The sequence below is a fragment of the Streptomyces sp. NPDC006552 genome (assembly GCF_040611655.1).
Taxonomy (GTDB): domain Bacteria; phylum Actinomycetota; class Actinomycetes; order Streptomycetales; family Streptomycetaceae; genus Streptomyces.
The window spans coordinates 50,146-74,487 of sequence record NZ_JBEXOS010000007.1 but is presented as its reverse complement, the minus strand read 5'-3'; the positions used below and the strand labels follow the sequence as shown (position 1 = coordinate 74,487).

At 72.4% G+C, this 24,342-nt stretch carries 24 protein-coding genes and 2 pseudogenes; 16 read left to right on the top strand and 10 right to left on the bottom strand.

What is annotated here, in order from left to right:
• Positions 1-95 precede the first annotated feature (95 nt).
• The gene (locus tag ABZY33_RS06585; protein ID WP_356490466.1) at positions 96-1,199 is read left to right on the top strand and encodes an NAD(P)-dependent alcohol dehydrogenase; all 1,104 of its coding nucleotides are present in this window, start codon (positions 96-98) and stop codon (positions 1,197-1,199) included.
• Positions 1,196-2,119 (top strand): class I SAM-dependent methyltransferase, encoded by a 924-nt coding sequence (locus ABZY33_RS06580; protein WP_356490366.1) that lies wholly within the window; start codon positions 1,196-1,198, stop codon positions 2,117-2,119. Before ABZY33_RS06585 ends, ABZY33_RS06580 begins: the two co-directional genes overlap by 4 nt.
• 251 nt (positions 2,120-2,370) lie before the next feature.
• On the opposite strand, the gene ABZY33_RS06575 is transcribed toward ABZY33_RS06580, so the two are convergent.
• From ABZY33_RS06575 to ABZY33_RS06565, 3 genes are all read right to left on the bottom strand, one after another.
• Positions 2,371-2,601, bottom strand: a complete 231-nt coding sequence (locus tag ABZY33_RS06575) for a hypothetical protein (protein ID WP_356490365.1) — start codon at positions 2,599-2,601, stop codon at positions 2,371-2,373.
• Positions 2,602-2,617: 16 nt separating this feature from the next.
• Positions 2,618-3,760: an inorganic phosphate transporter gene (locus tag ABZY33_RS06570; RefSeq protein WP_356490364.1), complete on the bottom strand. Its 1,143-nt coding sequence runs from the start codon at positions 3,758-3,760 to the stop codon at positions 2,618-2,620.
• Between the two features lie 176 nt (positions 3,761-3,936).
• Positions 3,937-4,578, bottom strand: a complete 642-nt coding sequence (locus tag ABZY33_RS06565; RefSeq protein WP_356490363.1) for a TetR/AcrR family transcriptional regulator — start codon at positions 4,576-4,578, stop codon at positions 3,937-3,939.
• Between the two features lie 139 nt (positions 4,579-4,717).
• Between ABZY33_RS06565 and ABZY33_RS06560 the strand changes: the two genes are divergently transcribed.
• The 4 genes from ABZY33_RS06560 (at position 4,718) to ABZY33_RS06545 (ending at position 9,216) form a co-directional block, all read left to right on the top strand.
• Positions 4,718-5,764 (top strand): aldo/keto reductase, encoded by a 1,047-nt coding sequence (locus tag ABZY33_RS06560; RefSeq protein ID WP_356490362.1) that lies wholly within the window; start codon positions 4,718-4,720, stop codon positions 5,762-5,764.
• 234 nt (positions 5,765-5,998) lie between these two features.
• A complete protein-coding gene (locus tag ABZY33_RS06555; RefSeq protein WP_356490361.1) occupies positions 5,999-8,086 on the top strand; it encodes a VCBS repeat-containing protein in 2,088 nt (695 codons plus the stop codon).
• Entirely contained in the window at positions 7,990-8,724 is a 735-nt protein-coding gene (locus ABZY33_RS06550) for a dienelactone hydrolase family protein (protein WP_356490360.1), read from the top strand. The genes ABZY33_RS06555 and ABZY33_RS06550 overlap by 97 nt, the downstream gene beginning before the upstream one ends.
• 255 nt (positions 8,725-8,979) lie before the next feature.
• Positions 8,980-9,216, top strand: a complete 237-nt coding sequence (locus tag ABZY33_RS06545; RefSeq protein ID WP_356490359.1) for a methyltransferase — start codon at positions 8,980-8,982, stop codon at positions 9,214-9,216.
• Positions 9,217-9,223: 7 nt separating this feature from the next.
• Here ABZY33_RS06545 and ABZY33_RS06540 read toward each other — a convergent pair.
• Positions 9,224-9,745 (bottom strand): annotated as a pseudogene (locus ABZY33_RS06540) (trypsin-like serine protease); the annotation flags it as partial.
• Between the two features lie 407 nt (positions 9,746-10,152).
• Here ABZY33_RS06540 and ABZY33_RS06535 point away from each other — a divergent pair.
• From ABZY33_RS06535 to ABZY33_RS06515, 5 genes are all read left to right on the top strand, one after another.
• A complete protein-coding gene (locus ABZY33_RS06535; protein WP_356490358.1) occupies positions 10,153-10,941 on the top strand; it encodes an ANTAR domain-containing protein in 789 nt (262 codons plus the stop codon).
• 249 nt (positions 10,942-11,190) lie between these two features.
• On the top strand, positions 11,191-11,430 hold the full coding sequence (locus ABZY33_RS06530; RefSeq protein WP_356490357.1) for a hypothetical protein: 240 nt from the start codon (positions 11,191-11,193) through the stop codon (positions 11,428-11,430).
• Positions 11,431-11,597: 167 nt separating this feature from the next.
• Entirely contained in the window at positions 11,598-12,182 is a 585-nt protein-coding gene (locus tag ABZY33_RS06525; RefSeq protein ID WP_356490356.1) for a TetR family transcriptional regulator, read from the top strand.
• A gap of 77 nt (positions 12,183-12,259) precedes the next feature.
• Positions 12,260-13,606, top strand: a complete 1,347-nt coding sequence (locus ABZY33_RS06520; RefSeq protein ID WP_356490355.1) for an MFS transporter — start codon at positions 12,260-12,262, stop codon at positions 13,604-13,606.
• Between the two features lie 52 nt (positions 13,607-13,658).
• Positions 13,659-14,417 (top strand): SDR family oxidoreductase, encoded by a 759-nt coding sequence (locus ABZY33_RS06515; protein WP_356490354.1) that lies wholly within the window; start codon positions 13,659-13,661, stop codon positions 14,415-14,417.
• Between the two features lie 58 nt (positions 14,418-14,475).
• Here the strand turns inward: ABZY33_RS06515 and ABZY33_RS06510 are convergent, their stop codons facing one another.
• Positions 14,476-14,976, bottom strand: coding sequence for a DinB family protein (locus ABZY33_RS06510; protein ID WP_356490353.1), 501 nt, complete (start codon positions 14,974-14,976; stop codon positions 14,476-14,478).
• 118 nt (positions 14,977-15,094) lie between these two features.
• Positions 15,095-15,586, bottom strand: coding sequence for a MarR family winged helix-turn-helix transcriptional regulator (locus ABZY33_RS06505; protein WP_356490352.1), 492 nt, complete (start codon positions 15,584-15,586; stop codon positions 15,095-15,097).
• A 183-nt stretch (positions 15,587-15,769) separates the two neighbouring features.
• On the opposite strand from ABZY33_RS06505, the gene ABZY33_RS06500 reads away from it, so the two are divergent.
• Positions 15,770-17,272, top strand: a complete 1,503-nt coding sequence (locus ABZY33_RS06500; RefSeq protein ID WP_356490465.1) for an MFS transporter — start codon at positions 15,770-15,772, stop codon at positions 17,270-17,272.
• A 14-nt stretch (positions 17,273-17,286) separates the two neighbouring features.
• Complete coding sequence (locus tag ABZY33_RS06495; protein ID WP_356490351.1) at positions 17,287-17,739, top strand: TIGR03618 family F420-dependent PPOX class oxidoreductase; 453 nt, start codon at positions 17,287-17,289, stop codon at positions 17,737-17,739.
• A 48-nt stretch (positions 17,740-17,787) separates the two neighbouring features.
• Here ABZY33_RS06495 and ABZY33_RS06490 read toward each other — a convergent pair.
• Positions 17,788-18,821, bottom strand: a pseudogene (locus tag ABZY33_RS06490) (hypothetical protein); the annotation flags it as partial.
• A 44-nt stretch (positions 18,822-18,865) separates the two neighbouring features.
• Positions 18,866-19,069 (bottom strand): hypothetical protein, encoded by a 204-nt coding sequence (locus ABZY33_RS06485; RefSeq protein WP_356490350.1) that lies wholly within the window; start codon positions 19,067-19,069, stop codon positions 18,866-18,868.
• Between the two features lie 151 nt (positions 19,070-19,220).
• Here ABZY33_RS06485 and ABZY33_RS06480 point away from each other — a divergent pair, with 151 nt between their 5' ends.
• Positions 19,221-20,021, top strand: a complete 801-nt coding sequence (locus ABZY33_RS06480) for a maleylpyruvate isomerase family mycothiol-dependent enzyme (RefSeq protein ID WP_356490349.1) — start codon at positions 19,221-19,223, stop codon at positions 20,019-20,021.
• Here the strand turns inward: ABZY33_RS06480 and ABZY33_RS06475 are convergent.
• Positions 19,975-21,057, bottom strand: a complete 1,083-nt coding sequence (locus ABZY33_RS06475) for a glycoside hydrolase family 19 protein (RefSeq protein WP_356490348.1) — start codon at positions 21,055-21,057, stop codon at positions 19,975-19,977. The genes ABZY33_RS06480 and ABZY33_RS06475 overlap by 47 nt on opposite strands.
• Before the next feature lie 133 nt (positions 21,058-21,190).
• On the bottom strand, positions 21,191-21,991 hold the full coding sequence (locus tag ABZY33_RS06470) for an alpha/beta fold hydrolase (protein WP_356490347.1): 801 nt from the start codon (positions 21,989-21,991) through the stop codon (positions 21,191-21,193).
• Positions 21,992-22,379: 388 nt separating this feature from the next.
• Between ABZY33_RS06470 and ABZY33_RS06465 the strand changes: the two genes are divergently transcribed.
• Positions 22,380-23,468 carry an Lrp/AsnC family transcriptional regulator gene (locus ABZY33_RS06465; protein WP_356490346.1) on the top strand — a complete coding sequence of 363 codons (1,089 nt, stop codon included), beginning with the start codon at positions 22,380-22,382 and terminating at the stop codon, positions 23,466-23,468.
• Positions 23,469-23,601: 133 nt separating this feature from the next.
• A complete protein-coding gene (locus ABZY33_RS06460; protein WP_356490345.1) occupies positions 23,602-24,324 on the top strand; it encodes an SDR family oxidoreductase in 723 nt (240 codons plus the stop codon).
• The last annotated feature ends 18 nt before the right edge of the window (positions 24,325-24,342 follow it).

Sequence of the window (24,342 nt, the reverse complement as noted above, 5' to 3'; positions counted from 1 at the left end):
AGTGACGGCAGACAATTCGACGGCGGGCCGAAACGGTTCGGCAGCGGATCGAGGGCGTCCGAAGCAGGGCATCGATGAACCCCGGCGGCAGGCCGCTGCGGTTCGACGCTGCGGTCCTGCGCTCCGCCGAGGACCGGTTCGGCGTCGAGGAGGTGCTGCTGCACGCGGGCCCCGCCGCCGACGAGATCCTGGTGCGGATCGCCGGCTGCGGGATGTGCCGTACGGATCTCGCGGTCCGGGGTTCGGCGGGCCGCTCACCGCTGCCGGCGGTCCTCGGCCACGAGGGCGCCGGAACCGTGGTGGAGACCGGCGGGCCGCACACCGGCCTCAGCGAGGGCGACCATGTCGTCCTGAGCTACGACTCCTGCGGCCACTGCCAGAACTGTCTGAACGCCGCCCCGTCCTACTGCGACTCCTTCGCCGCCCTGAACCTCTTCGGAGGCCGCCAGGAGAACGCCGCCCGCTTCACCGACGCGGCGGGCAAGGTACTGGCCCCCCGCTGGTTCGGCCAGTCGTCCTTCGCCGAGTACGCGATGGTCCCGGCCCGCAACGCCGTACGGGTCGACCCCGCCCTGCCCGTCGAACTGCTCGGCCCCCTCGGCTGCGGCTTCCTCACCGGTGCCGGAGCGGTCCTCAACTCCTTCGGCGCCGGGCCCGGTCAGACCGTAGCCGTCTTCGGCGCGGGAGCGGTCGGTCTGGCGGCGGTCATGGCCGCCACCGCCTCCGGCGCGGCGACCGTCGCTGTCGACCAGTACCCCGAACGGCTCGCCCTCGCCGAGCGCTACGGCGCGACACCGCTACCCGCCACCACCACCGACCTACCCACCCGTGTCCGCCAACTGACCGACGGCGGCGCCCACTTCGCGCTCGACACCACGGCCGCCCCCGCGCTGATCAACGCCGCGCTCCGATCCCTGCGCCCGACCGGCCGCCTCGGCCTGGTGGCACGGCTGCACACCACCTTGCCGATCGAACCGGGGGCACTGGACCGCGGCAGGACGATCTCGCACATCTGCGAAGGCGACGCCGTTCCCGGTCTGCTGATCCCGCGCCTGATCAGGCTGTGGCAGGCAGGCCGGTTCCCGTTCCACGAACTCATCCGTACCTATCCCCTCGCCGACATCAACGAAGCCGAACGCGACTGCGAAGCGGGCCGCGTCGTCAAACCCGTCGTACTGCCGCGAGAGCGGAACCGATGAGCACAGCACCCGCCAACGGAGGACATGTGGCCGCGCCCACGCATCAGGACACCGGCGTCGAAGGGGGAGTAGGGGTGACCGCGCTCCTGGTCGCCGCCGCACGCGCCATCGAGACCCACCGCCACGACGCCCTCGCGCAGGACGTCTTCGCCGAACACTTCGTGCGCGCCGCGCCGGCGTCCGCCGGGTGGCCGACCCGCTTGCAAGAGGCGCCGGACGGGGACGCGAACCCGCTGTGGGGGCGTTTCGCGCGCTACTTCGGCCTGCGGACCCGAGTCCTCGACGACTTCCTCCTCCAGTCGGTGCATACGGCCGGCGCCCGCCAGGTCGTGCTGCTCGGCGCGGGGTTGGACACGCGGGCCTTCCGGCTCGACTGGCCCGCGGGGACCGTCGTCCACGAGATCGACCGGGCGGAGGTCCTGGCCTTCAAGCACCAGGTGCTCGACGGAGTACGGGCCACCGCGAAGGCGGCGCGCGTACCGGTCCCGGTCGACCTCCGCGCCGACTGGAGCACGGCGCTCACCGACTCCGGGTTCGACCCGGCCGCCCCGAGCGTCTGGCTGGCGGAAGGGCTGCTGTTCTATCTCCCCGCCGACGCCGAGACGTCCCTCATCGCCACGGTGGACCGGCTCAGCACACCCGGCAGCGCTCTGGCGTACGAGGTCAAACTCGAACCGGACCTGCTGACCTACCGCGACAGCCCGCTCTACACCGCGACGACCCGCCAGATCGGCATCGACCTGCTCGACCTGTTCGCGAAGGAACCGAGACCCGACTCGGCGGGCACCCTGGCGAGCAAGGGCTGGTCCACGTCGGTGCACACGCCCTTCGACTTCACCCACCGACACGGACGCGGTCCGCTGCCCGAGGAGAACGATGCCCTGGCGGGCAACCGCTGGGTGTTCGCGAACAAACCGTGAGCCGGCATGCGGCTGATCACCCCTCCGCGTCAACTCTGCTGCGGGGCCTGGCGTTCAACCCCGGGGCGTCTGCCGACGTACTGCTCCACCTACTCGATCAAGCGGTGGTGAGGTCGGCCGGCTGGTGTGCCTCGTGGCGGCCGGGCCAGGGCAAGGAGCCGATCTCGCCCGCACCCCGTGTGCCCCGGTGAAGACGCGGCTGCGTGCTCCGGCGTCGAAGGTGTACTCGCCGAGAGACAGGACGCCCCACGTCAGTGGAACTGCGGCACGATCAGATAGATGCCGTACGCCACCACGGCCGCACAAGCCAGGAAGCACACTCCTGCCTGGGCGAGCCCCACGGTCGCGCCGGTGCCTCGCTCGCGGGCGGTGGCGGCCTGGGAGAGGCCCAGGACGCCGAGGGCGAAGACGGTGACGAGGGCGACGGTCGCGCCGAAGCTGACGGCCGTGACCTTGCCGAGGGCACTCCAGTCCAGTTCCATGGTGAACTCCGTGCGGTCAGGCGGCCGTTCGGGCCGGGGTGCGGACGGCGACCTCGTGGTGGTCGTTGACGTTCTGCGCGTGCACCGGGTTGCGGCGGGCGAGCGCGACGATGCCGGTGGCGAGGGCCAGGGCGATCAGGGCGATGACCGCGGCGCCGGTGTTGCCGCCGTGCTTGACGATGCTCGCCGCGAGGCCGCCGACGAGTGCCGCGGCGGGCAGGGTGATCAGCCAGCCGGCCACCATGCGCCCGGCGACGCTCCAGCGCACCTCCGCGAGGCGGCGGCCCAGGCCCGCGCCGAGGATGCTGCCGGAGGCGACCTGCGTCGTGGACAGGGCGAAACCCAGGTGGGCCGAGGTGAGGATCACGGTCGTGGACGCGGTCTCGGCGGCGAAGCCCTGCGGGGACTGGATCTCGGTGATGCCCTTGCCCATCGTGCGGATGATGCGCCAGCCGCCAAGATAGGTGCCGAGGCCGATGGCGAGCCCCGCGGCGCCGACGACCCACACCGGGGGCCCCGCATCGTGGCCGAGGGCGCCCGCGGAGATGAGGGTGAGGGTGATGACGCCCATCGTCTTCTGGGCGTCGTTGGTGCCGTGCGCGAGCGAGACGAGGGAGGCGGAGGCGATCTGGCCGATCCGGAAACCCGTGCTGACCGTCGCCTTCCGGGCCCGGCTCGTCAGCCGGTACGCGAGGTAGGTCGCGACGAGTGCGGCGACGCCCGCGATGAGCGGCGAGGCGAGGGCCGGGATCAGTACCTTCTCCAGGACCTTGTCGAAATGGACGCCGTCCGCGCCCGCGCCGACCCAGACCGCCCCGATCAACCCGCCGAACAGAGCGTGCGAGGAACTCGACGGGAGCCCGGCGAGCCACGTCAGCAGGTTCCACAGGATCGCCCCGACCAACCCCGCGAAGACCATGCCCGGACTCACCAGTGCGTCGTCGACGATCCCCCCGGAGATCGTCCTGGCGACCTCGGTGGACAGGAAGGCGCCGACGACGTTCAGGACTCCGCTGATCAGCACCGCCGTACGGGGTTTCAGCGCCCCGGTGGCGATGGACGTGGCCATCGCGTTGGCCGTGTCGTGGAACCCGTTCGTGAAGTCGAAGGCCAGGGCCGTGACGATGACGACCGCCACGAGGAACGTGATGTGGTCCATGACGTGATGCAAGCAATCGCAGAAGTACCGGCGGAGAACGGCGGGCAAAGCCTGTCGGATACGTTGCGGGCCTGTTCCGGAGGGGGCCCGCTCGGAGCCCTCATCGACCAGTAGACGGCGACCCGGGAGGGACAGTTGGGCACTGCGGGGCTCGCCCCCTGCCTCGGGCCCCGGCGTCAGATTCCTGTCTGGCCCGCCAGCCCGGCCGGGGTGCCGGCCCCCCGCAGCAGCGTGTCCACGACGCGGGTGGCGAGCGCGTCGGTGCTGCCGCCTTCCGCCCCCTCCTTGGCCGCCTCGTGGATGAGGGCGTAGTAGACGCGCCGCGTCCAGTCGAGATCGATGTCGGCGCGGAGCACGCCGGCTTCCTGCGCGCGACGGAAGAGGCTGACGCAGGCGGCCCGGACCTCGGTATGGATGCGGGCCGCCTCGGGGTGGGCCTCGTCGCCCGCGCGGTCCATGGCGAACGCCCAGTCGGTCTTCACCCGCAGGACGTTCACCGTGACCTGGTAGAGAGCGACGAGCGGCGGGGCGGCATCCGGGTGGGCCGAGTCGACGGCTGCCGCGAACTGGCGTGCGGCCCAGCCGGTGAGCTCGTCCACCAGAGCCTCACGGGTGGCGAACCGGCGGTGCACCGTGGTGCGGGCCACGCCCGCGGCCCGCGCGAGCTGCTCCATCGTGGCCGCCGGGTTGACGGCCAGGACGCGTTCGGCCGCTTCCAGGATCGTCCGCACGGTCCGTTCGGTGTCGGCCCGAAGGGGGCGCCGCGCCGCCGGCTGTTCCGTCTGCTTCTGCTTCTGCGTGTGCTTCTGCGCCGTCACGCCGACATGCTACATCTCCACTCCGTTGGCGTTACTACTTGCTACATCTGTGTTGCATTTTCTAGGTTCATGGCGTCGGACATGTTGCAACCGGCGGCCCTGCCTTACCGGCAGAGGCGCCACAGAGGAGCGATCAGTGATGCAGCACAGGAAGCTCGGCCGCACCGGTATATCCGTCAGCAAGTTCGCGCTCGGCACGCTGCGCCTGGGGGCGTGGGGGAATGCCGACCACGACGACGCGGCGCGGCTGATCCACACGGCCCTGGACGCCGGGATCAACCTCATCGACACCGCCGACCAGTACTCGAACGGCGAGGCCGAACAGATCGTGGGCAAGGCCGTACGCGACCGCCGCGACGAGGTCGTGCTCGCCACCAAGGGGCACTTCCCGGTCCGCTTCCAGGACGAGGACCCCAACCGGCAGGGGAACAGCCGCCGTTGGCTGACCAAGGCCGTCGACGACAGCCTGCGCCGCCTGGGCACCGACCGCATCGACCTCTACCAGGTGCACCGGCCGGACCCGAGCACGGACATCGACGAGACCCTTTCGGTCCTGTCCGACATGGTCCGCGCGGGCAAGCTCATGGCCATCGGAACCTCGGACTTCCCCGCGGAGCAGCTCGTCGAGGCCCAGTGGACGGCCGACCGGCGCGGCCACATCCCCTTCCGCACCGAGCAGCCCCCCTACTCCGTCTTCGTACGCGGCATCGAAGCCGACGTACTGCCCACCGCGCAGAAGTACGGGCTGGGCGTACTGACCTGGAGCCCGCTCAACAGCGGCTGGCTGGCGGGGCGTTTCCGCCACGGCGAGCCGATCGAGATGAACGCCTTCCGGCAGGCCGTCGCCCACAGGTTCGACCTCGATCGGCCCGGCAATCAGCGCAAGCTCGACGCCGTCGAACGCCTGGCGGCCCTGGCGGACGAGTCGGGAATCTCCCTGACGCACCTGGCACTCGCCTTCGCGACGACCCACCCGGGCGTCACCTCGGTGATCCTGGGCGCCCGCACGACAGAGCAGCTCACCGACCAGCTCGCCGCGGCCGAACTCCGGCTCGACGACGAGGTCCTCGACCGCATCGACGAGATCGTCGCGCCCGGCGTCACGCTCAACCCCGCGGACATCGAGTACACGAGGCCCGCCCTGACCAGCTCCGAGCTGCGCCGCCGCCCTGCCCACCACCGCTGAAGCGCGGCGCCGGGAACAGGGTGGCGCTCCTCAGCGCGCGTCCCGGTCAGCAGGGGACCTGGTCGGTACGGGCCCCGGCCGGCATGGGTCCCGGATGCGAGGGCATCGTGCATCATCCCGGTAACAAAGTGATCCACTTCCTTGTGCCGCCGAGCCCCACGCCCGTGAAGTGGGCCGATGCACTCCTCGGCACCCGGTGGTCCGTTCCTTCGTCACCTGCGCGGGAGGCGTGCGGTGACGGCCGCCGTCGTCGTCCTGGCAGTGGTGGCGTATGTCGTCCTCCTGCCGTCCGGCGGTGTGCGGTCCGTGCCCAACAGCCCCTGCCGACCGGGTGTTTCGGCTCGCGAGGACCCGCCCGCCGCCCCCGACCTAGATGGGGACGGTTTCGCCGACCTGGTGCACGAGATCTCCGACACGGAGCACTTCGAGGTGGTCGTCGTGCCCGGCTCCGCGCACGGTCCGGACCGCGACCGGACGACGACCCTCAGCCGTCAGGACCTCGGGGTGCCGAAGGACATCCAGGCGGGCGACGACCCGTGGCAGCCGACCGTCGCCGACCTCGACGAGGACGGTCACGCCCACCTCGTCTCCAGCGGCGCCGCCTCCGTCCTGTGGGGAGGCCGCGAGGGGCCGGGGGCCGGCGGAGCGCACGGGCGCGTCCCGCTGCCGGGCAGCGGATACCGGACGGCACCGATCGCCGGGGACTTCGACGGAGACGGCCACATCGACCTCGTGGCCTTCAGGGACTCAGCCGAGGATCAGGAACTCGTCGTCCTCAAGGGACCGTTCGAACGCTCCGGCGCCCCCGCCCGGACCGTGGAGATCCGCAGCCCGACACACGAGGGCGCGTCCCCCGTCCTGGTCGCCGGGGACGCGAACGACGATCGCGCCACCGATCTCGCACTCTACGACTCACCATGGGACCCGTCGCTGCTGTTCCGCGGCGGCGCCCGTTCCGGCGGCGGCCTGAGCGGGAAACCCGAGCGGCTGCCACAGGGCGAGAACGTCGTCTTCGGTGACTTCGACGGCGACGGGCGCCAGGACACCGCCGTGGGCCGCAGCTTCGTCGACAGCTACGACGAGGTCGACACCCCGCAGCGGCGCGGTCAGGTCGACGTCCGCTACGGAAAGGAGCCGGGGGAGTGGGTCACCATGGAGGGCGGCGACTTCCAGGAAGGCTTCGGGACCGGACTCGCCGCCGGGGACTTCGACGGCGACGGCTGTGACGACCTGGCGGTACAGCTCACCAAGAAGAAGGAGGCGGCGGACGCGCGGTTCGAGGTGCTGCGCGGCGGCTCCGGGCACGGGCTCGGATCACGACCCTGGCGCGCCACCAAGCGCTCCGCGCCGGGTGACGAGGGCCCGGTCGACGGCACCCTCTTCGGCGCCCGCGACTGGGACGGCGACGGCCGCGCGGAACTCGCCCTGACCGGCGGGGGCCAATGGTGGATCACCGACGGCACGGACCACGACGAGGCGACCTTCCCGGTGGCCCGGGCCGGGAATGACGTGCGTAGCCGCGTGCAGGTCGTCCCACATCCGGCCGCGCGCCGCCTCGGGAGCCCCGCCCTCCGCGCACCTGCCACCACGGACACGACCGGCGGAGCCCACGCCCCGGGGCGGTCAACCGCCGGACGCGCGCCGCGCCGAACCGCGACGTGCGCCCGTCCGCCGCGCCGGAACGAAGAGAGCCGCGGTGACCAGCACCAGCAAGCCGAGCAGGGTGACGTTCAGGACCTTGTCCACGGTGCCGTACACGTGCAGGTGTTGCAGATGAAAAACGCAGTGGAGCACGTTGAAGACGAGCCAGGCGGAGGCAGTGATCTGCACGACGGCCTCATTGCGTGTGCAGCGGATAGCGAGCAGGGCAAGCGCGGCCAACGCGAGGAACATGGCGCCGTCGTCCTTCGCGAGATGCATGTTGTACGGACCGAGCTGCGGCAGCCAGCTGAAACCGAAGCCCGGGAAATGCGCGTGCCAGTGCGCGGGAGCGAAATAGGCCCAGCCGCCGGTGTACAGGCCGACGAGTGCCAGTACGGCCAGCAGCGCACGGCGAAGTTCGATACTCATACCTACCCTGACCAGACAGCGGACCCGTTTCGTGACAGTCCGGGGAGGGCCTCTGCGTGCCCCGCGGGCCGGCAGCGCGCCGTCGCCCGGGCTCCTCCTCCTGCCACGCCGATGACCCCGGCCCGCCACCTCGACCACGGCAGGAGAACACACACATGGACACCCGGACACTCCACATCCCCACGCCGGACGGCGCGGCCGACGCCTTCGTCGCGTTCCCCGATGACGGCGCGCCGCGCCCCGGCGTGCTGATGTACCCGGACGGCTTCGGCATCCGGCCCGTACTGCGGGACATGGCCCGCGAACTCGCCGGCCACGGATACCACGTACTCGTCCCCAACATCTTCTACCGGCACGGCCCCGCGCCGGTGTTCGACCTTCCCGAGCACATCGGCGCCGAGGCCAGGCCCGCCGTCTTCGCACAGCTGATGCCCCTGATCGAGGCGCACACCGTCGACAGGACCCTGCGCGACGCCGGCCCCTACCTCGACTTCCTCACCGCCCGGCCGGAGGTCGCCGCCGGGCCGGTCGCGGTGACCGGCTACTGCATCGGCGGCCTGCTGGCGATGCGTACCGCGACGGCCCACCCGGGCCGGATCGCCGCTGTCGCCGCGTTCCACGCCCCCGTGGGCGCCGACGGGCCCGGCGGCTTCGCCGGACTCACCGCCCGGGTCCATCTGGGCCACGCCGCAGGCGACATGACCCCCGACGACCTCGACGGACTCAACCGCGCCCTCGACGCCGCGGGCGTCGACCACACCTCCGAGATCTACCCCGGCACGACCCATGGCTTCACCATGTCCGACACCGACGCCTACGACCCCGCCGCTCTGCGACACCACTGGGACCGCCTGCTACCCCTCCTCCGGCAGACGCTGAGCGTCGACTGAGCCCGTGCCGGTGGACCACGCCGACGGGAGCGCGGACCACCGCAGTGGAGACCAGGCCGTCGTGGCCGCGCAGTCGCGGCCGCGTAGTTGTGACCAGCTGTCGGCCGGCCCAGGCCCCCACGGGCACCACCGTCGTCGACGTCGCGGGCGGCAACGGTGCCCTGCTCGACCGCGTCCTCGCCGCACACCCGGGCCCCCGCGGCATCCTGCTGGAGCGCCGCCACACCGTAGCGGCCACTGCGCCCGCGCCATGCCATGCCAGGCCACGCCGACCCCCTCGTCGTCGAACGCGTCCTGCCCGCCGCCGGCTCGTACTCCCTGGCCACCGCCTGGGACCTGCACATGATGGGCAACGTCGGCGGCCGCGAACGCAGCGCGGCCCGCTACGCCCGGCTCTTCGCCGACGCGGGCCTGGCGCTGGTGGATCGGACGCCGCTGCCACTGGACGGCAGCGTTCCGCACGTCAGTGAGGCGACGGCCGCGGCGGTCTGATCCGGAGCGCGCAACGGGGGTCGTCCGGGCGCACCACCCGCAAGGCCGCCTGCTTCAGCACGGGCGACTGGCAGGCGTTCTCGTCACCGGTGCAGGTGGCGCCCCAGCCGTACTGCTGTACGACCTGGCCGGGGCGGGCGTGGACGGTCGCCAGGCGCGCCGGGCGGACCTTCATCGGGGAGACCTTGATGAGCAGCATGTCGGCGCGCGCGCTGCCCTTGCGTCCGCCGCGCACCGGACGGACCGTGGCGCCCTTGCGCATATCCAGGTCGCCGACCCGGAACGCGATGCGCCTGTCGGCGATCGGCTGCCCCTGTTCGAAGAAGCAGTGGGAAGCGCTGATGATCCACCGACGGGTGACCGCCGTCCCGGTGCACGAGGGCCGGCCGTCGATGAGCATGCGAACCGCCCAGGGCGCATACCTGCTCCGCGATCCGCCGATGACGGCAGAAGCGGGCGCGGATGACATCACCGCCCCCGCCAGCAGCAGCGACAAGCACACCAGCAGCACACGAAGGCGATACAGCATCATGCAGAGCAGGATGCGTCCCATACGCGGGGGATGAGGCGAGCGCCGAGCATTCGGTCGTTTTCGTCGGGCCGTGCGGGGGCCACGATCAGCGACGTATGCCGCGCCACGGCGGGCAGACCTGCCCCCGGTCCGCGGGGGCCACTGTCCGGTTGGGCAGTAGATTCGGTACGGTCCCTTCAGTGCTTCGGCCAGCAGGCACGCCCGAGTCCGGAACGGCCCTCTCGTGGGCCGGTCAGGACCGGCGTCTTTCTGCCTGCCCGAGCGAAAAGGGACCAACCTTGTCCACCAATCAGCGCCGCCCGCACCTTCCCTGCCCGTCCGTGCCTCCGCCCGCGCGGCCGGACCGGGGCGGGACAGCCTCGGCGGGGGGCGGGTCGCAGCCGCCGAGCCCGCAGGAGCGGGCCTTGCGGGCGCAGGTGGCGAGCCTGGACAAGCAGGTCCGCGCGCGGACCGCGGTGGCTCTCGCGCAGGGCATCCTCGTGGGGCGTTACCGCCTCGCTCACGCCGACGACGCGTTCGCGCTGATGCGGGACGCTTCACAGAAGGCCAACATCAAGCTCCACCAGATCGCCGCGGCCCTCGCCGCCGCGCCCGCCCCCGCACCCGGCGCCCCGGTATGGTTCACGGCCCGCACTCACACCGCGCCACCGTCCCTCGCCGGTATGTACGCCGGTGACACCCTCGACCCGCGCAACCAGCAGCAGGTGCTCACCGCCGCCCTGACCCGCGTGCGGGACATCACCGGCGCCGAGGCGGGCAACGTCCAGCTCGCCGAGGCCGGCCTGCTGCGCCTGGAACGCCACCACGAGCATCCCCGCGCGTTCACCGAGTACTTCGCCTTCGTCGAGGACGGCACCGCGTGCTCGCGCGCCGCCCGGGCCGGCCGCCAGGTCACCGTCCGCGACATCGCGACCGCGGACGTCTTCGACGAGACCACCCGCCAGGTCATCCTGGACTCCGGCAGCAGGGCCTGCCACAGCGTCCCCCTGACCGGCAGCGACGGTGTGGCCCGCGGCGTCATCTCCGCCCACCTGTCCCGTCCCACCACCGGCTTCGGCCAGACCCGGCTCGCCGCCCTGCAACAGGCCCAGCGGACAGTCGGCGCGTGGTTGCAGTGGTACCGCGACACCGTGCTCCTGGATGTCCTGGAAACCCTCCACCACCGCGCCATGACCACACAGGCGCATCCCTGACCCCATCGCCCGTCCGTGAGAGGCGCCCTGACTCGCGTGCGCGCAGAGGTGCGTCTCGCCGCGCGGCGGGCAGTGACGCGGGCCGGGCGGCGCACGGTGGCGCACCCTCAACTGCGGTGGCTGTGCGGCACGGCGCGCGGGCGCCGATCTGCGCATTGCCGAACCCCGCGCGGGGGAGTCCACCCGACTGGCCGGGCGTCTCGTCGCGCCCGCCGTGGTCCACGGCGCAACCCTGCCTAAGATCCACTCGTGGATCTTCCCGAGGACTTGATCGAATTGCAGCGCGCCGCGGACCACGAGGGCAGGAAGGTGGGACGCCTCGACGACGACGAGCGGACGAAACAGCGCGACGTGTGGTTCGAGGCCGCGGCCAGGACCGAGGCCGCGGTCACCGCGTACGCGCAGGACGCCGGGTTGAACCGGTTCGACGTCCAGAAGCAGCTGCGGCAGTGCACCCGGCGGCCGCGACAGGAGGGACGGGAGGGGTAGGCCATGTGCGGAGCGGAGGCTCCCGGCGCCGGACAAGCACAGGGCCAGCACGCGGCGAGCACTCGACGAGGCCGGGGCGAGGGCTGGGCGGACACCGGCGCCCGCGTGCCCGGCGGCCACCGCCCACTTACTTGACCGATCGTTCCAAAACCTTCTAGGCTTCCGGTGTGGCCAGGACCAAGGAGTTCGATCCGGACGCCGCGTTGCAGTCGGCTCTCGAGCTGTTCTGGCGGCGTGGCTACGAAGCGACGTCGGTCGCGGACCTCGTCGAACACCTCGGCATCGGCCGCGCCAGCCTCTACGCGACCTTCGGCACCAAGCGCGAGCTCTACCTGAAGGCGCTGGACCGGTACACCGAGACGCGCGACCCGTATCTGCTGGCGGAGCTGTCCCAGCCGGGACCGACACTGCCCGCGGTGCGGGCGGTGGTGCGCCGCTTCGCCGCGGAGGCGTCCTCGCCGCAGGAGCGGCTGAACGGCTGCCTCGTCACCAACACCGCGGCCGAACTCGCCCCGCACGACCCCGCCGCGGCCCGCAAGGTGGAGCGGAGTTGGGAGCAGGTCGAGACCCCGCTGCACTCCGCGCTCGTACGGGCGCAGGCGCAGGGCGAGCTGGCGCGGGACCGCGATCCGCGCGCGCTGGCCCGCATGCTGCTCGTGCTGTTGCAGGGCGTACGGATCGTCGGCAAGGCGTCGGACGATCCGGGCCGGGTGCGGGACGCGGCCGAGCAGGCGTTGGCGCTGTTGGACTGATCCACCCGCGGAAGGAACCACCGGGCTCCTTTCGCGTATCCAAATAATGGACTGATCGGTCAAATATCGGGGGATGTATGACCACCGCAGCAGCCGCTGAAGTCACCGGCGCACGGCAGCGAGCCGCCTTCGCCCTCCTCGGCGCCGTGCAGGCCACGCTCATCTTCACGCTCACGGCGATCGTCGTCCCGCTGCCGCGCATCGGGCGTGAACTCGGCCTGCGCCATGCCGATCTGATCCTGCTCAGCGCCGCCTACGGCCTCACCTTCGCCGGGTTGCTGCTCTTCGGAGGCCGCCTCGCGGACCGGTACGGACCACGGCGCGCCCTCACCGCGGGCCTCGTCTTCTTCGCCGTCGCGTCGGCCGCCGCCCCGCTCGCGCCCGGTCTCGGCACGCTGCTCGCGGCCCGCCTCGCCCAGGGCGCGGGCGCCGCTCTGGTCGCTCCGGCCGCCATGGCCGCCGTACGCACCGTGTACGTCTCACCCGCCGCGTACGGCAGGGCGATGGCCACGTGGGGCGGGCTCTCGGTGCTCGGTGCGACGGCGGGCAATCTGCTCTCCGGTGTCATCTCGGCGTTCCTGTCCTGGCGTTGGACCTTCGCCGCGCCCCTGGTGGTGGCGGCCGTGGCCCTGGTCCTCGCGCCCCGGCTGGTGCCGGACACCGTCCCGGACCGCAACAGGACGCTCGACGTGCCGGGCGCGCTGCTCGGCACCGCCGGCCTCACCCTCGCCGGTTACGGGCTCGTCGTCACCGACGGTGAACCCTGGTCGTCGGCGGGTGTGCTCGTGCCGCTGCTCGGCGGGAGCGCGCTGCTCGCCGCGTTCTGGCACGCCGAACTCCGCTCCCATGACCCGCTGTTGCCGCCCGGATTCCTGCGCGTGCGGCGCCGGGCCCTCGCCGTCGCGGCCATCGCGCTGAGCGCCTGCGCGACCTCACTCACCTTCGTCGTCCTCTCCCTGCATCTGCAGCAAGGCCGCCACTGGCCCGAGTTGCGCATCTCGGCCGCCTTCGTGCCGTTCGCCGTCGCGCTGATCGCGTCCGGCCGGGCGGCGGCCCCGCTCATCCGCCGGTACGGGTCTGCCGCCGTCACGGCCGCGGGCCTCGCCGCGGGCGCCGCCGGCCTCGTCCTGCTCGCGTCCACCGGCCTGGATGTGCGGATCGCTTACCCGTACGGGCTGTTGCCGGGGCTGGTGCTGCTACCGGCCGGGGCCGCGGCCGCCTTCGCCGGAGCCGCCGTGCTCGTGAGTGAAGGCGTACCCCGGAATGAGTCCGGGCTGGCGGGCGGTGTGCTGAACACGGCGATGGAATGGGGCCCCACCGTCCTGTTCGCCGTACTGCTCACGCTCGGCAGCGACGCCGCGTCCTTGGCCGCTACAGGAGCCGCCCTCGCCGCCGTGGCCGTCCTGCTCCACCGCACCGCGTGAAGGCGCGGGGCCACGCATGCAACCGACCCACCCACACACAGGAGTGACCGACATGCACCGCTTCACCGGCAAGAGCGTCCTCGTCACCGGCGCGGGGTCCGGCCTCGGCCGCGCCATCGCGCTCGCCTTCGCCGCCGAGGGCGCGTCCGTGGTCGCCTCGGGGCGCACCGCCGCCACCCTCGACGAGACGGTCGAACGCATCGAGGCGGCGGGCGGCACCGCCGCCGCCGTGACGGCCGACGTCACCGACTCCGGACAGGTGCGCGAGCTGGTGGCGGCGAGCGTCACCCGGTTCGGCGGCCTGCACATCGCGGTCAACAACGCCGGGATCCTGCGCGGCGCGGGACGCGTCGGTGAGGTGAGGGAAGAGGACTGGGAAGCGGTGCTGCGGACCAACGTCACCGGCGTGTGGCTGGCCATGAAGCACGAGATCGCCCACATGCGGGAACACGGCGGCGGCACCATCGTCAACATCGCGTCCAACCTGGGGGCGCACCTGCGCATCCCGAACGCCGCCGCGTACATCACCTCGAAGGCGGCGGTCTCCGCGCTGACCCGGGCCGCGGCGCTCGACCACATCCACCAGGGCATCCGGATCAACGCGGTCAGCCCGGGAGCGGCCGCCGCGCCCATGTCGCTGCGGCCCGGCGAGAGCGAGGCCGACCGGGCCGAGCGGATGAAGTCGGAGAACCCGCTCGGCCGGGTCGCGGAGGCCGAGGAGGTGGCGGCGGCGGTGCTCTACCTGGCCTCGCCCATGGCCGGCGCGGTCGTCGGCACGGATCTGGTCATCGACAGCGGGGCCTCGGCCTGACGACCGCGCCGACGGCAACCGCCGGTGGAGCCGTCAGCCGCGGTCGCCAGTAGCGCTGTCAGCGGCCCGTGGCGCCGTCGACTAGTTCACGCAGGATGTCCGCGTGGCCCGCGTGCCGGCCGGTCTCCTCGATCATGTGCGTGAGCGCCCAGCGCACACTGGGAGCGGGACGGCCCGGCTCGGGCCGGGGGACGGGTGCGCCGAGATCGGCGCACCCGTCGAGCACGTCATTGGCCCGTTCGACCGCCTCGCGGTACCGGGCGACGACGTCGGCCACGCTGTCCGTCGGCGCGGCCCGGAACGTCGCCTGCCAGTCGGTGACGTCCTGCCCGAGGAACAGCGAACGCTCCACGAACGTCAGATGGTTGAGCAGGCCCAGCAGGTTGGTGCCGGAGGACACCGCGGCCGTACGGACCTGCGGCTCGGGCGCGCCGTCGACCTTGGCGGCGATCGAAGTACGCAGGTAGTCGAGGAACCCGCGCAGGACCTCGGCCTCGTTGTTCGCGGTCCTGGGCGGCGGGGTGTCTCCCCGGCGGGGGCGGCGGGTGGTGCCGGGCATGGTGAGCTCGCTTCCCGGGGCAGGCGGTGCGGCGGACCAGGCCAGTCTTGCCGGAACCGCCGTGGGTCGGCACGGAAAATTGCCGTAGCGGCAAACGGGCGCCCCCCGGTCGGTCCCGTCAGGCGCGCTGCCGTGGCCGGCGCGGCGTGGTGGGGCCCGGGGTCGCGGTGGCCAGATGGCCGGTGGTCAGGTGGGTGAGGAGGCGCAGGAACGCCTTCCGGTCGGCCGGCGCGAACGCCGCCAGTGCCTCTTCGTGCACCCGGTCCGCGATCTGCTGGCTGCGCGCGGCCGTCCGCGCGCCCTCCTCCGTCACCGCGATGATCCGCGCCCGCCGGTCCGTGCTTGACGGCCGCCGCTCGGCGAGGCCCGCCTTCTCCAGGGCGTCGACGGTCACCACCATCGTCGTCTTGTCCATGTCGCCGATCTCGGCCAGCTGGTTCTGCGTGCGCTCCTCCTCCAGCGCGTGCACCAGGACGCAGTGCATGCGCGCCGTCAGGCCGATCTCGGCGAGCGCCGCCGCCATCTGCGTACGCAGCACGTGACTGGCGTGGTCCAGGAGGTAGGAGAGGTCGGGCCTGGTCCGGGTGGGGGCGGGCGTCATGGCGGTCATGGTGTCCAGCGTAGAACATCTCCGGTTCCGATAAAGATAGTCTGCAACAGAACTATCGGTTACGGTCGTGCTGTCGTCGCCGCCCGGGAGGGGTGGTGGCCCGACCCGGGAGGACCGTTCGCCGTGTCCGCCAGACCGCAGTTCGCCAGACCGGCCTTCGCCAGACCGGTGGCCGCCAGGCCCGTGCCCGTCAGGCCCCTGAACCAGCGCCCGCGCCGCGCGCCGCGCACCCGTTCCCGCTGGCTCGCTCTCGGTGTCATCGCCGCCGGAACCCTGATGATCATCCTCGACGGCTCCATCGTCACCGTCGCCATGCCCGCTATCCAGGGCGACCTCGACTTCACGCCCAGCGGCCTGAGTTGGGTGGTCAACGCCTACCTCATCGCCTTCGGCAGCCTGCTGCTCCTCGCCGGACGCCTCGGCGACCTCGTGGGCCGCAAGCGCATGTTCCTGACCGGCACCGCCGTGTTCACCGCCGCCTCGCTCCTCGCCGGGTTCGCCACCGGCCCGGGCGTGCTGCTCGCCGCCCGGTTCCTGCAGGGCGTCGGCAGTGCGATGGCCGCCGCGGTCGGGCTCGGAATCCTCGTGACCCTCTTCACCGATCCGCGCGAACGGGCTCGCGCCATCGGCGTGTTCAGCTTCACCGGCGCCGCCGGCGCCTCGATCGGGCAGGTGCTCGGCGGCGTCCTGACCGACGCCCTCGACTGGCACTGGATCTTCTTCATCAACCTGCCCATCGGCGCCGCCGTCCTCGCCCTCGCCGTGGCCGCCCTCCCCGCCGACCGCGGCCTCGGACTGCGCGCCGGCGCCGACGCGTGGGGCGCGCTGCTCATCACCGGCGGACTGATGGCCGGCATCTACGGCGTCGTGAAGATCGAGGAGTACGGCGTCGGCTCGGCGCACACCGTGGGGCTGATCGGCGGCTCGCTGCTGCTCGTCGCGGGGTTCGTCGTGCGGCAGGCCCGGGCGGCCACCCCGCTCCTGCCCCTACGCGTCCTGCGCTCGAGGACCGTCGTCGGCGCCGGCCTCACCCAGATCCTGACCCTCGCCGCGATGTTCGCCTTCCAGGTGCTCGCCGCGCTCTACATGCAGCAGGTCCTCGGCTACGGCGCCGCCGAGACCGGCCTCGCGATGCTGCCCGCCGCCCTCATGATCGGGGTGGTCTCGCTCGGGGTGTCGGCGCGGCTCTCGAGCAGGTTCGGGGAGCGGCAGGTGCTCCTCGCGGGCCTGGTGCTCCTGGCCGGCGCCCTCGGCTGTCTCGCGCGGATGCCCGTGCAGGGGTCGTACGTCCCTGATCTGCTCCCCGTGATGCTGCTGGTCTCCGGCGGCGGGCTGGTCCTGCCCGCGCTCGCGGGGCTCGGTATGTCCGCCGCGGGGGAGGAGGACGCGGGGCTCGCCTCCGGGCTCTTCAACACCACCCAGCAGATCGGCATGGCCCTCGGCGTCGCCGTCCTGTCCACGCTCGCCGCGTCCCGCACCGGTTCCCTGCTGGCCGCGGGGGAGCCGCGGGCGGCGGCGCTGACCGGCGGCTACCGGCTGGCCTTCGGCGTCGGGGCCGCGCTGATCGGAGCGGCCTTCGCGGTGGCGCTGCTGGTACTGCGCCGCCCCCGGCAGACGGAGCCCGGGACCGCCCCGCCCGCCCCGGAGGGACGCGATATCCGTCCGTCCCTGCCCGCCGAGAAGTGACAAGGAGAACTCTGATGTCCGGCCCCGCACCCCGTTCCCTCACCGAGCCCGAACTGCGGCAGATCCTCGAAGACGGCCGCTTCGCGACCCTCGCGAGCGTCCGCCGCACCGGCCACCCGCACCTGTCCACCGTCCTCTACCACTGGAGTCCGGCGGACGCCCTGGTCCGCGTCTCCACCACCGAAGGGCGCCTCAAACCGCGCCAGTACCGCGCGGACCCGCATGCCGCGCTGCACGTCAGGCGCGACGACTTCACCTTCGCCGTGGCCGAGGGCGAGGCGGAGGTGACGGAACCCAGCACGGCGCCCGGGGACGCCGTGGGCCGCGAACTCCTGGCCGTCGCCCGCGAGTTCGTCCGGGCGGGGGCCGAGGAGGAGTTCTTCGCGGAGATGGTCGCCGAGCGACGCGTCGTCATCAGGATCAAGGTGGCACGGCTGTACGGCACCGCGCTCGACGGGGCGGCCTGACCGGGCGGGGACGGGCACGTCGTGCGCCCCGGGACCGAGCGCGCCCGGCTACGGCGTCACGACGTCGGCCATTACACAGCTGATGTTGTCGGGGCCTCCCGCGTCGTTGGCCAGGTCGACCAGCGCGCGTACGGCCGCCTCGGGGTCGGTGACCTCACCGAGCACCCGGTGGAGGGCGGCCTGCGGCACGACGGTCGACAGACCGTCCGAGCGGAGCAGATAACGGTCGCCCGGCCGGGCCTCGTGCAGACGCAGATCCAGGTCGACGCCCCCGCTCCGCGCTGCACGCCCGTGCCCGACTCCGTGCTGCTTCTCGCCCGCGTCCTTGTCGGCGGGCCGGCCGAGGGCTCGTACGAGAAGGGAGCGCTGCGGGTGCGAGAGGGCCTCCTCCGGGGTGAGGCGGCCCTCGTCGACCAGCGACTGGACCATGGTGTGATCGTGCGTGATCTGGAACAGCTCTCCGTCGCGCAGCAGCCGGACGCCGGTGTCACCGATATGGACGAGCGCCAGCTGCGCGCCCGGGCCGGTCCGCAGCAGCGCGGTCAGGGTCGTGCCCGTGGGCGCGGCGGTTCCGGTGCTCGTCCCGGTGGCGCGGGCCACGGCGTCTTCGAGCGCGTTGAGGAGGTCACCCACCGGGGCGGTGCCGCCGTGGTCCACGAGTTGCTGCGGGTCGAACCGCTGGAGCGCGTCGACGGCTGCGGCGCCGGCAGGCTCGCCGGACGGGCCGAACCCGTCGGCCACGGCCAGCAGGCGCGGACCGGCGAACGCGACGTCCTGGTTGGCTTCGCGGACCAGACCCTGGTCGCACAGTGCGGCGTAACGGATTCCTGGGGGTTCGGTGGTGGTCGTGGGCATGCCGGAGTCCTTGCGTGACAAGTGGTCGACGAGGAAGGCGGCCAGGTCTCGCCGGACGGCGGTGTCGGCCTCGACCCGTGCCCAGAAGGAGCGGACCTCCTCGGCCGCCGCGCCCGGAGCCATCGCCCGGATCTCTCTGATCCGGGCGAGCGGCATCCCGAGGCGGCGCAACCAGGCGACCAGACGCGCCGGTTCCAACTGGTCCGGGCGTACAGCCGGTAACCCGTTTCCGCATGCTGTGGCTTGCCCCAGGGGGAAGGTCAAGGCACGGTCAGTCGTAGGGCATCACGGCCGGATACCCGTACTGGCAGGCCCGCACCCCCGAAGCCCCCTCGATGGGAAGCGGCGTGCTTGGTCCGGTGAGGTCGTGACAGGCCGTCAGCTCGTAGGCCAGCGCCAGCACGGCCTGCGCGTCAGCGCCTTCGAGGGTGAGGCGGACAAGTCCGGGGTGCTCAAGATGCTGTTGCGTCGTCATGCCTGTGGCGACGTTCTCCGCTTGATCTTGGTTTCGCACGCCCCGGAACTTCCCTCTATCGAGACGGACCCGCGTCCCCGGTGGACCTGGTAGGCACTGACTGGCGCTGAGAGGTCCGGTACCCCCTGGAAAACTCAGTGTCGTCGCGCGCGTGCTGTCCTGCCCCGGGTGGACGGTGTCCGACTTGGTGCGGCACCTGGGCACGGGCCAGCGCTGGTGGGCCGCGATCGTCGCCGCGGGCCCGGCCGAGGCGCCGCCGGTCAAGGACAACGCGGCGGCGCCGCACGAGCGCGACGCGCTGCCGGCCTGGTACGCCGAGTCGAACGAGCTGCTGCTGCACGCACTGCGCGAGGCCGGCCCGGAGCGCGCGTGCTGGACGTGGTGGAGCACCGGCGTGTCACCAGCGAACGCGTGGGGTGTTGCCCGGCGCCGGGTGCACGAGCTGCTGGTGCACACCTACGACGCCCAACTCGCCGCGGACGCCGTACAGCCGATGCCGGTGGACCTCGCGATCGACGGGGTGGCCGAGTTCCTCGACACCTGCAACTCCACCCCGGCGGCCTGGCCGCACGAGGCCGCCACCCTCCACTACCACGCCACCGAGGGCCGCTCCTGGCTCCTCGCGCTGGACGGCACCGGCGCCTGGCCCGCACGGCTCACGGCCGACGCCGCGCCCGCCTCCGCCTCGGCCACGGGCACGGCCGGGCAGTTGCTCCTCTTCGTCTGGGGCCGCCTCTCGCTGAGCGACCTGAAGGTGGAGGGCGACCAGCGGGTGTTCGAGCGGCTGCACCGTGGGGACGTTCGCCGCGGCCGTGCCGCAGGACTGAACCGCTGCGGCAGCCGTGATCGGGCCGCCCCAGCGGTTCAGTCGCGTACGGCCACGATCGGGCCGGCGCGGTACGGGGTCAGCAGCTCAGGTTGCTGCCCGCCGGGACGCCGAGGATCGAGGTGAAGCTCTGGTAGGCGTTGATCCGGCTCTGGACCTGGGCGGGGTTGCCGCCGTTGCATTCGATGCTGCCGTTGATGGAGCGGATGGTCTCGCCGAAGCCCACACCGTTGACCATGGCGTTGTGGCCGGTCATGGTGCCGGGGCCGGTCTGGGTGTTCCAGTACCACAGGCCGGTCTTCCAGGCGATCGCCGGATCGGTCTGGACGAGGTTGGGGTTGTGGAGGAGGTCGATGCCGAGCGCGTCGCCGGCCGCCTTGTAGTTGAAATTCCAGCTCAGCTGGATCGGGCCGCGCCCGTAGTAGGCGGACTGGCCCGCCGGGCACCCGTAGGACTGCGAAGTGTCGCAGTAGTGCGGGTAGTTGGCGGTGTTCTGCTCGACGACGTAGACGAGGCCGCCGGTCTCGTGGCTGACGTTGGCGAGGAAGGCCGCGGCCTCCTGCTTCTTGACCGTGTCGCTGCCGGTGGCGGCGAAGCCCGGGTAGGCGCTGAGCGCGGCGGTCAGGCCGCTGTAGGTGTAGAAGGAGCTGCGGTTCGGGAACATCTGGTTGAACTGGGCCTCGCTGACGACGAACGAGCCGCCCGACGGGGGTGTCGTGCCGCCGTCCCCGGTGCAGCTGTACGGGTCCCAGTACCAGGTGCTGATGGTGGGGTCGTACCCCGGGTTGTCGTGCGACGCCTTGTAGTACTTGCCGTTGGTGTACTTGACGATGTCGCCGGCGACGTAGGCGCGTCCGGCGGTCCACGCGGGGTAGGCGCAGCTGGTTCCGCCGCCGCTGCCGCCCGAACCCCCGGTACACGAGCCCTGGTCGGCCCAGACTCCGGAGCCGCCGGCGGACGGTGTCTCGCCCTGCGTCCACCACTTGGCCTGCCAGTTGTGCCCGTTGTAGGAGGCGGACGAGCCGCCGGTGTAGACGGCGGTCGCGTTCCAGCCCGCCGCACATGTGGCGGCGGACGCGGTCGTGGTCATCGGTCCCAGAAGGGCGATTCCCACCGCGACAGCGAGAGCGGTGAGGAACGCGAGGAGGCGCTGTCTGGACATGGGCCGCTCCTTGGAGGGGTGAGCGTGACAGTCGCCCCTGACTCAAGCGGAATGGTATGGACCTGTCAAGGTCTAGACCAAATGCTGTTGCAGTAGCGTGAGTTCGGCCTGGCCTGGTGGGACTCCGCCACACCTACTCGAACCGGCCGCGTCCGTCCAGGTGTCTGCGCAGGAAGGCGATCTCCGCCTCGGCGACCTTCTCGTGAGCGGCCAGGAACGGCGCGTAATGCCGCCCTTCGACGTGCAGTACCTCCGCGTCGGGGGCTGCGGCCGCGGCGCGCAGGGCGGGGCCGGGGAGCGTGCTCCGATCCTGATCGCAGACCACCATGAGCAGGGGGCACCGGATCCGGGAGGCGTGCAGGCCGGGCCGGTACCGGCCCATGTGGAGCGCGATCCGCGCCGCGACCGTCTGCTCCCAGTCCGGGTGACGGTGGCCGGGGTCCAGGGCGCGGCCACCGTCCATCGCGTCCGGGGTGGTGAGCGCGGCGACGTCACCGCGTACGCCGGCCGCGGGGATCAGGATCGGACGCCGTCCTACGAGACCGCCGAGCGCGTCCGCGACCGCCAGACCCATGAGCCGCAGCGCGGCGCGGGGTGTCATGGCGCGCAGCGCGTTGGGGGCGAGGGCGCGGCCGTCGACGACCGGCGACTGCGCGATCACCGACGCCAGACCCGTATCGTCCGCCGCCACCTGGAGGATGTGGCCGGCTCCGAGGGAGAAACTCCACAGGGAGACCCCTGCCGGGTCGACGTCGGGCAGCTCGCGCGCGAAGGCGATCGCGGCCTGCCAGTCGGCGCGCTGCTCGGCGAAGCGCAGGACCTGGCGCGGGGCGCCGCCGCTCTCCCCGAAGCACCGGTGGTCGAAGGCCAGGACGGCGAAGCCGGCGTCGTTGAAGCGCCGGGCGAAGAGGTCCGAGGCGGGCTCCTTCGTCACGGCGGTCCCGCCCGCCATGATCACGCAGCCGCCGTTGGTACCTGGATAGCGCCAAGCGGCGCACGTCGTGTCACCGCTGGGGAACCGTACTTTTTCGCGTGGGATGGCGGGGGACACGGGAACCTCTCGTCCTGGGTTTCGGGTACGGGGTCGGGGTGCGGGGTCGGGGTGCGGTCGCCGGGTCGCGGACGGCGACCCGGCGGCCTTCGGCCGTGCAGGATCAGAAGGGGAACCAGTTGCGCGGATCGATGATCATGGCGTCTCCCTCCGTTGCTCAGGTCCCCGTCGTTGCCTCGGGGGGACGGTGTGCAGCACGTGCTCCTCATGCTGGTGCGGGTCCCGGCACCAGAGGCCGCATCCGGTGCCGGGATGAGCGAAACTCGCCTTCATGGCCAACGATCCGGCGGATTCCGTCCTCAGCCTCACCGATCAGCGGCTGGTGGCCGCCCTGCAGTGCGACGGTCGCCTCACGGCCGAGCGGGCGGCGCAGGTACTGGGTCTCGGCGCCGCCACGGTCCGCCGGCGCCTGCACGCGCTCACGGCGGACGGCACCGTGCGCGTGGTGATCTCCCCGGTCGCGCGGCCGCGCAACGGCGGCTCGGCCGGCGCCCTGTTCCTCCGGATCAGGGTGCTGCGGGGAAAACTCGACACGATCGTGGCCGCGCTCGCGGCACGGGAGGACATCCCGTTCATCGACGTCACCACCGCCGGCGACGAGATCTTCGCGGTGGCCCGGACCGAGCCGGGCTCGCGCGACCCGCTGGTGTTCCGCCAGTTGCCCTCCACACAGGCGGTCACCTCCCTGGAGAGCGCCACCATCCTGCACGTCTTCCGGCTCACCTCCGAGTGGCGGCACACCGTCCTGACCCCGGCCGAGCGCACGGCTCTGACCCGGACCGACCCGGAGACGGAGCCGGGGACAGCGCAGAACCGGACATCGGCCGGCTCCCCGGGACCGTACGGCGTCGACACCGACCCCGTGGAACGGTCCCTCATCGACGCGCTCGCCCCCGACGCCCGGCTCTCCGCCGCCGCGCTGGCCGCCCGCACCGGCCACCCGGAGACGACGGTGCGCCGCCGCGTCGCCCAACTGGCCGCCCAGGGACGGCTGGTGACGCAGGTCCTGGTCGACCCCCGCCGCCTCGGGCTGCCCATCGAGGCCAAACTGCTGCTGCACGTGGCCCCCGACCACCTGGGCGCCGCGGGACAGGCCCTGGCCGACCACCCCGCCGTCCACGGCGCGTTCGCGACCTCCGGCCCCTCGAACCTGCACGCCGCCGCCTACTTCCCCGACCTGGCCGCGCTCTACGGCTTCCTCTCCCGCGACCTGGCCGGGCTCGGGATCACCCAGGTGGAGACCGCGATCGTGAGCCGCGCCGCGAAACGTACACCGCCCCTGGGCGGCGAGCATCCCGCCCGGACCACCGCCGCGCGCCGTCGGCGACCGGCCCGCGCAGGGGAGGGGAAGGGGCAGTAGGCGGGGGTCGCGCGGCCGGTGCAGAGCCCCGAAGGGCGTACCGACGCACCCGTCCACAGGTCGCCGTGGCACCGGTACGTTGGACCGTCCCAGATCACCTTTTCGCCGGCGTGGAGGAACAGTGCTCACCGACATGACTGCCGTCGTCACGGGCGGCTCGCGGGGCATCGGCCGGGCGATCGTCGAACGTCTGTGCCGCGACGGAGCAGAGGTGGTCTTCAACTACGCCACCAGCGAGGAAGCCGCAGCCGATGTCGTACGCGCCGTGCAGGCGGACGGCGGCAAGGTCCGGGCCGTACGCCTGGACCTGAAGGACCCGGATGGCGCGGAACGGCTTATGGAGACCGCCGAGGCGCAGCTCGGCGGCCTGGACATCCTGGTGAACAACGCCGCGATGTCCTTCACGCCGACCCCGATCGCCCAGACCGAAGCGGAGGTGTTCGACACCGTGATGGCGGTCAACACCCGCTCGGTCTTCCTGACGACGCGTTACGCGGCCCGGCGGATGCGCGACGGCGGGCGGATCGTCAACATCTCCACCCTGAACACCACGCGCCCGGCACCCGGCATCGGGCCGTACGCCGCCAGCAAAGGCGCCATCGAACAGCTGACCGCGGTCGCCGCCCGGGAGCTCGGCGCGCGCGGCATCACGGTCAACACCGTCTCTCCCGGCGCGACCGACACCGATCTGCTGCACGCGACCAATCCTCCGCAGGCCCTCGAAACGGTCATCGGCGTGACCCCGCTCGGCCGGCTGGGACAGCCCTCCGACGTGGCCGACGTCGTCGCGTTCCTCGCCGGTCCCGACGGGCGGTGGATCACTGGCCAGAACCTGCGGGCGACCGGCGGACTCTGAGAACGCCTGCGCGGCCCT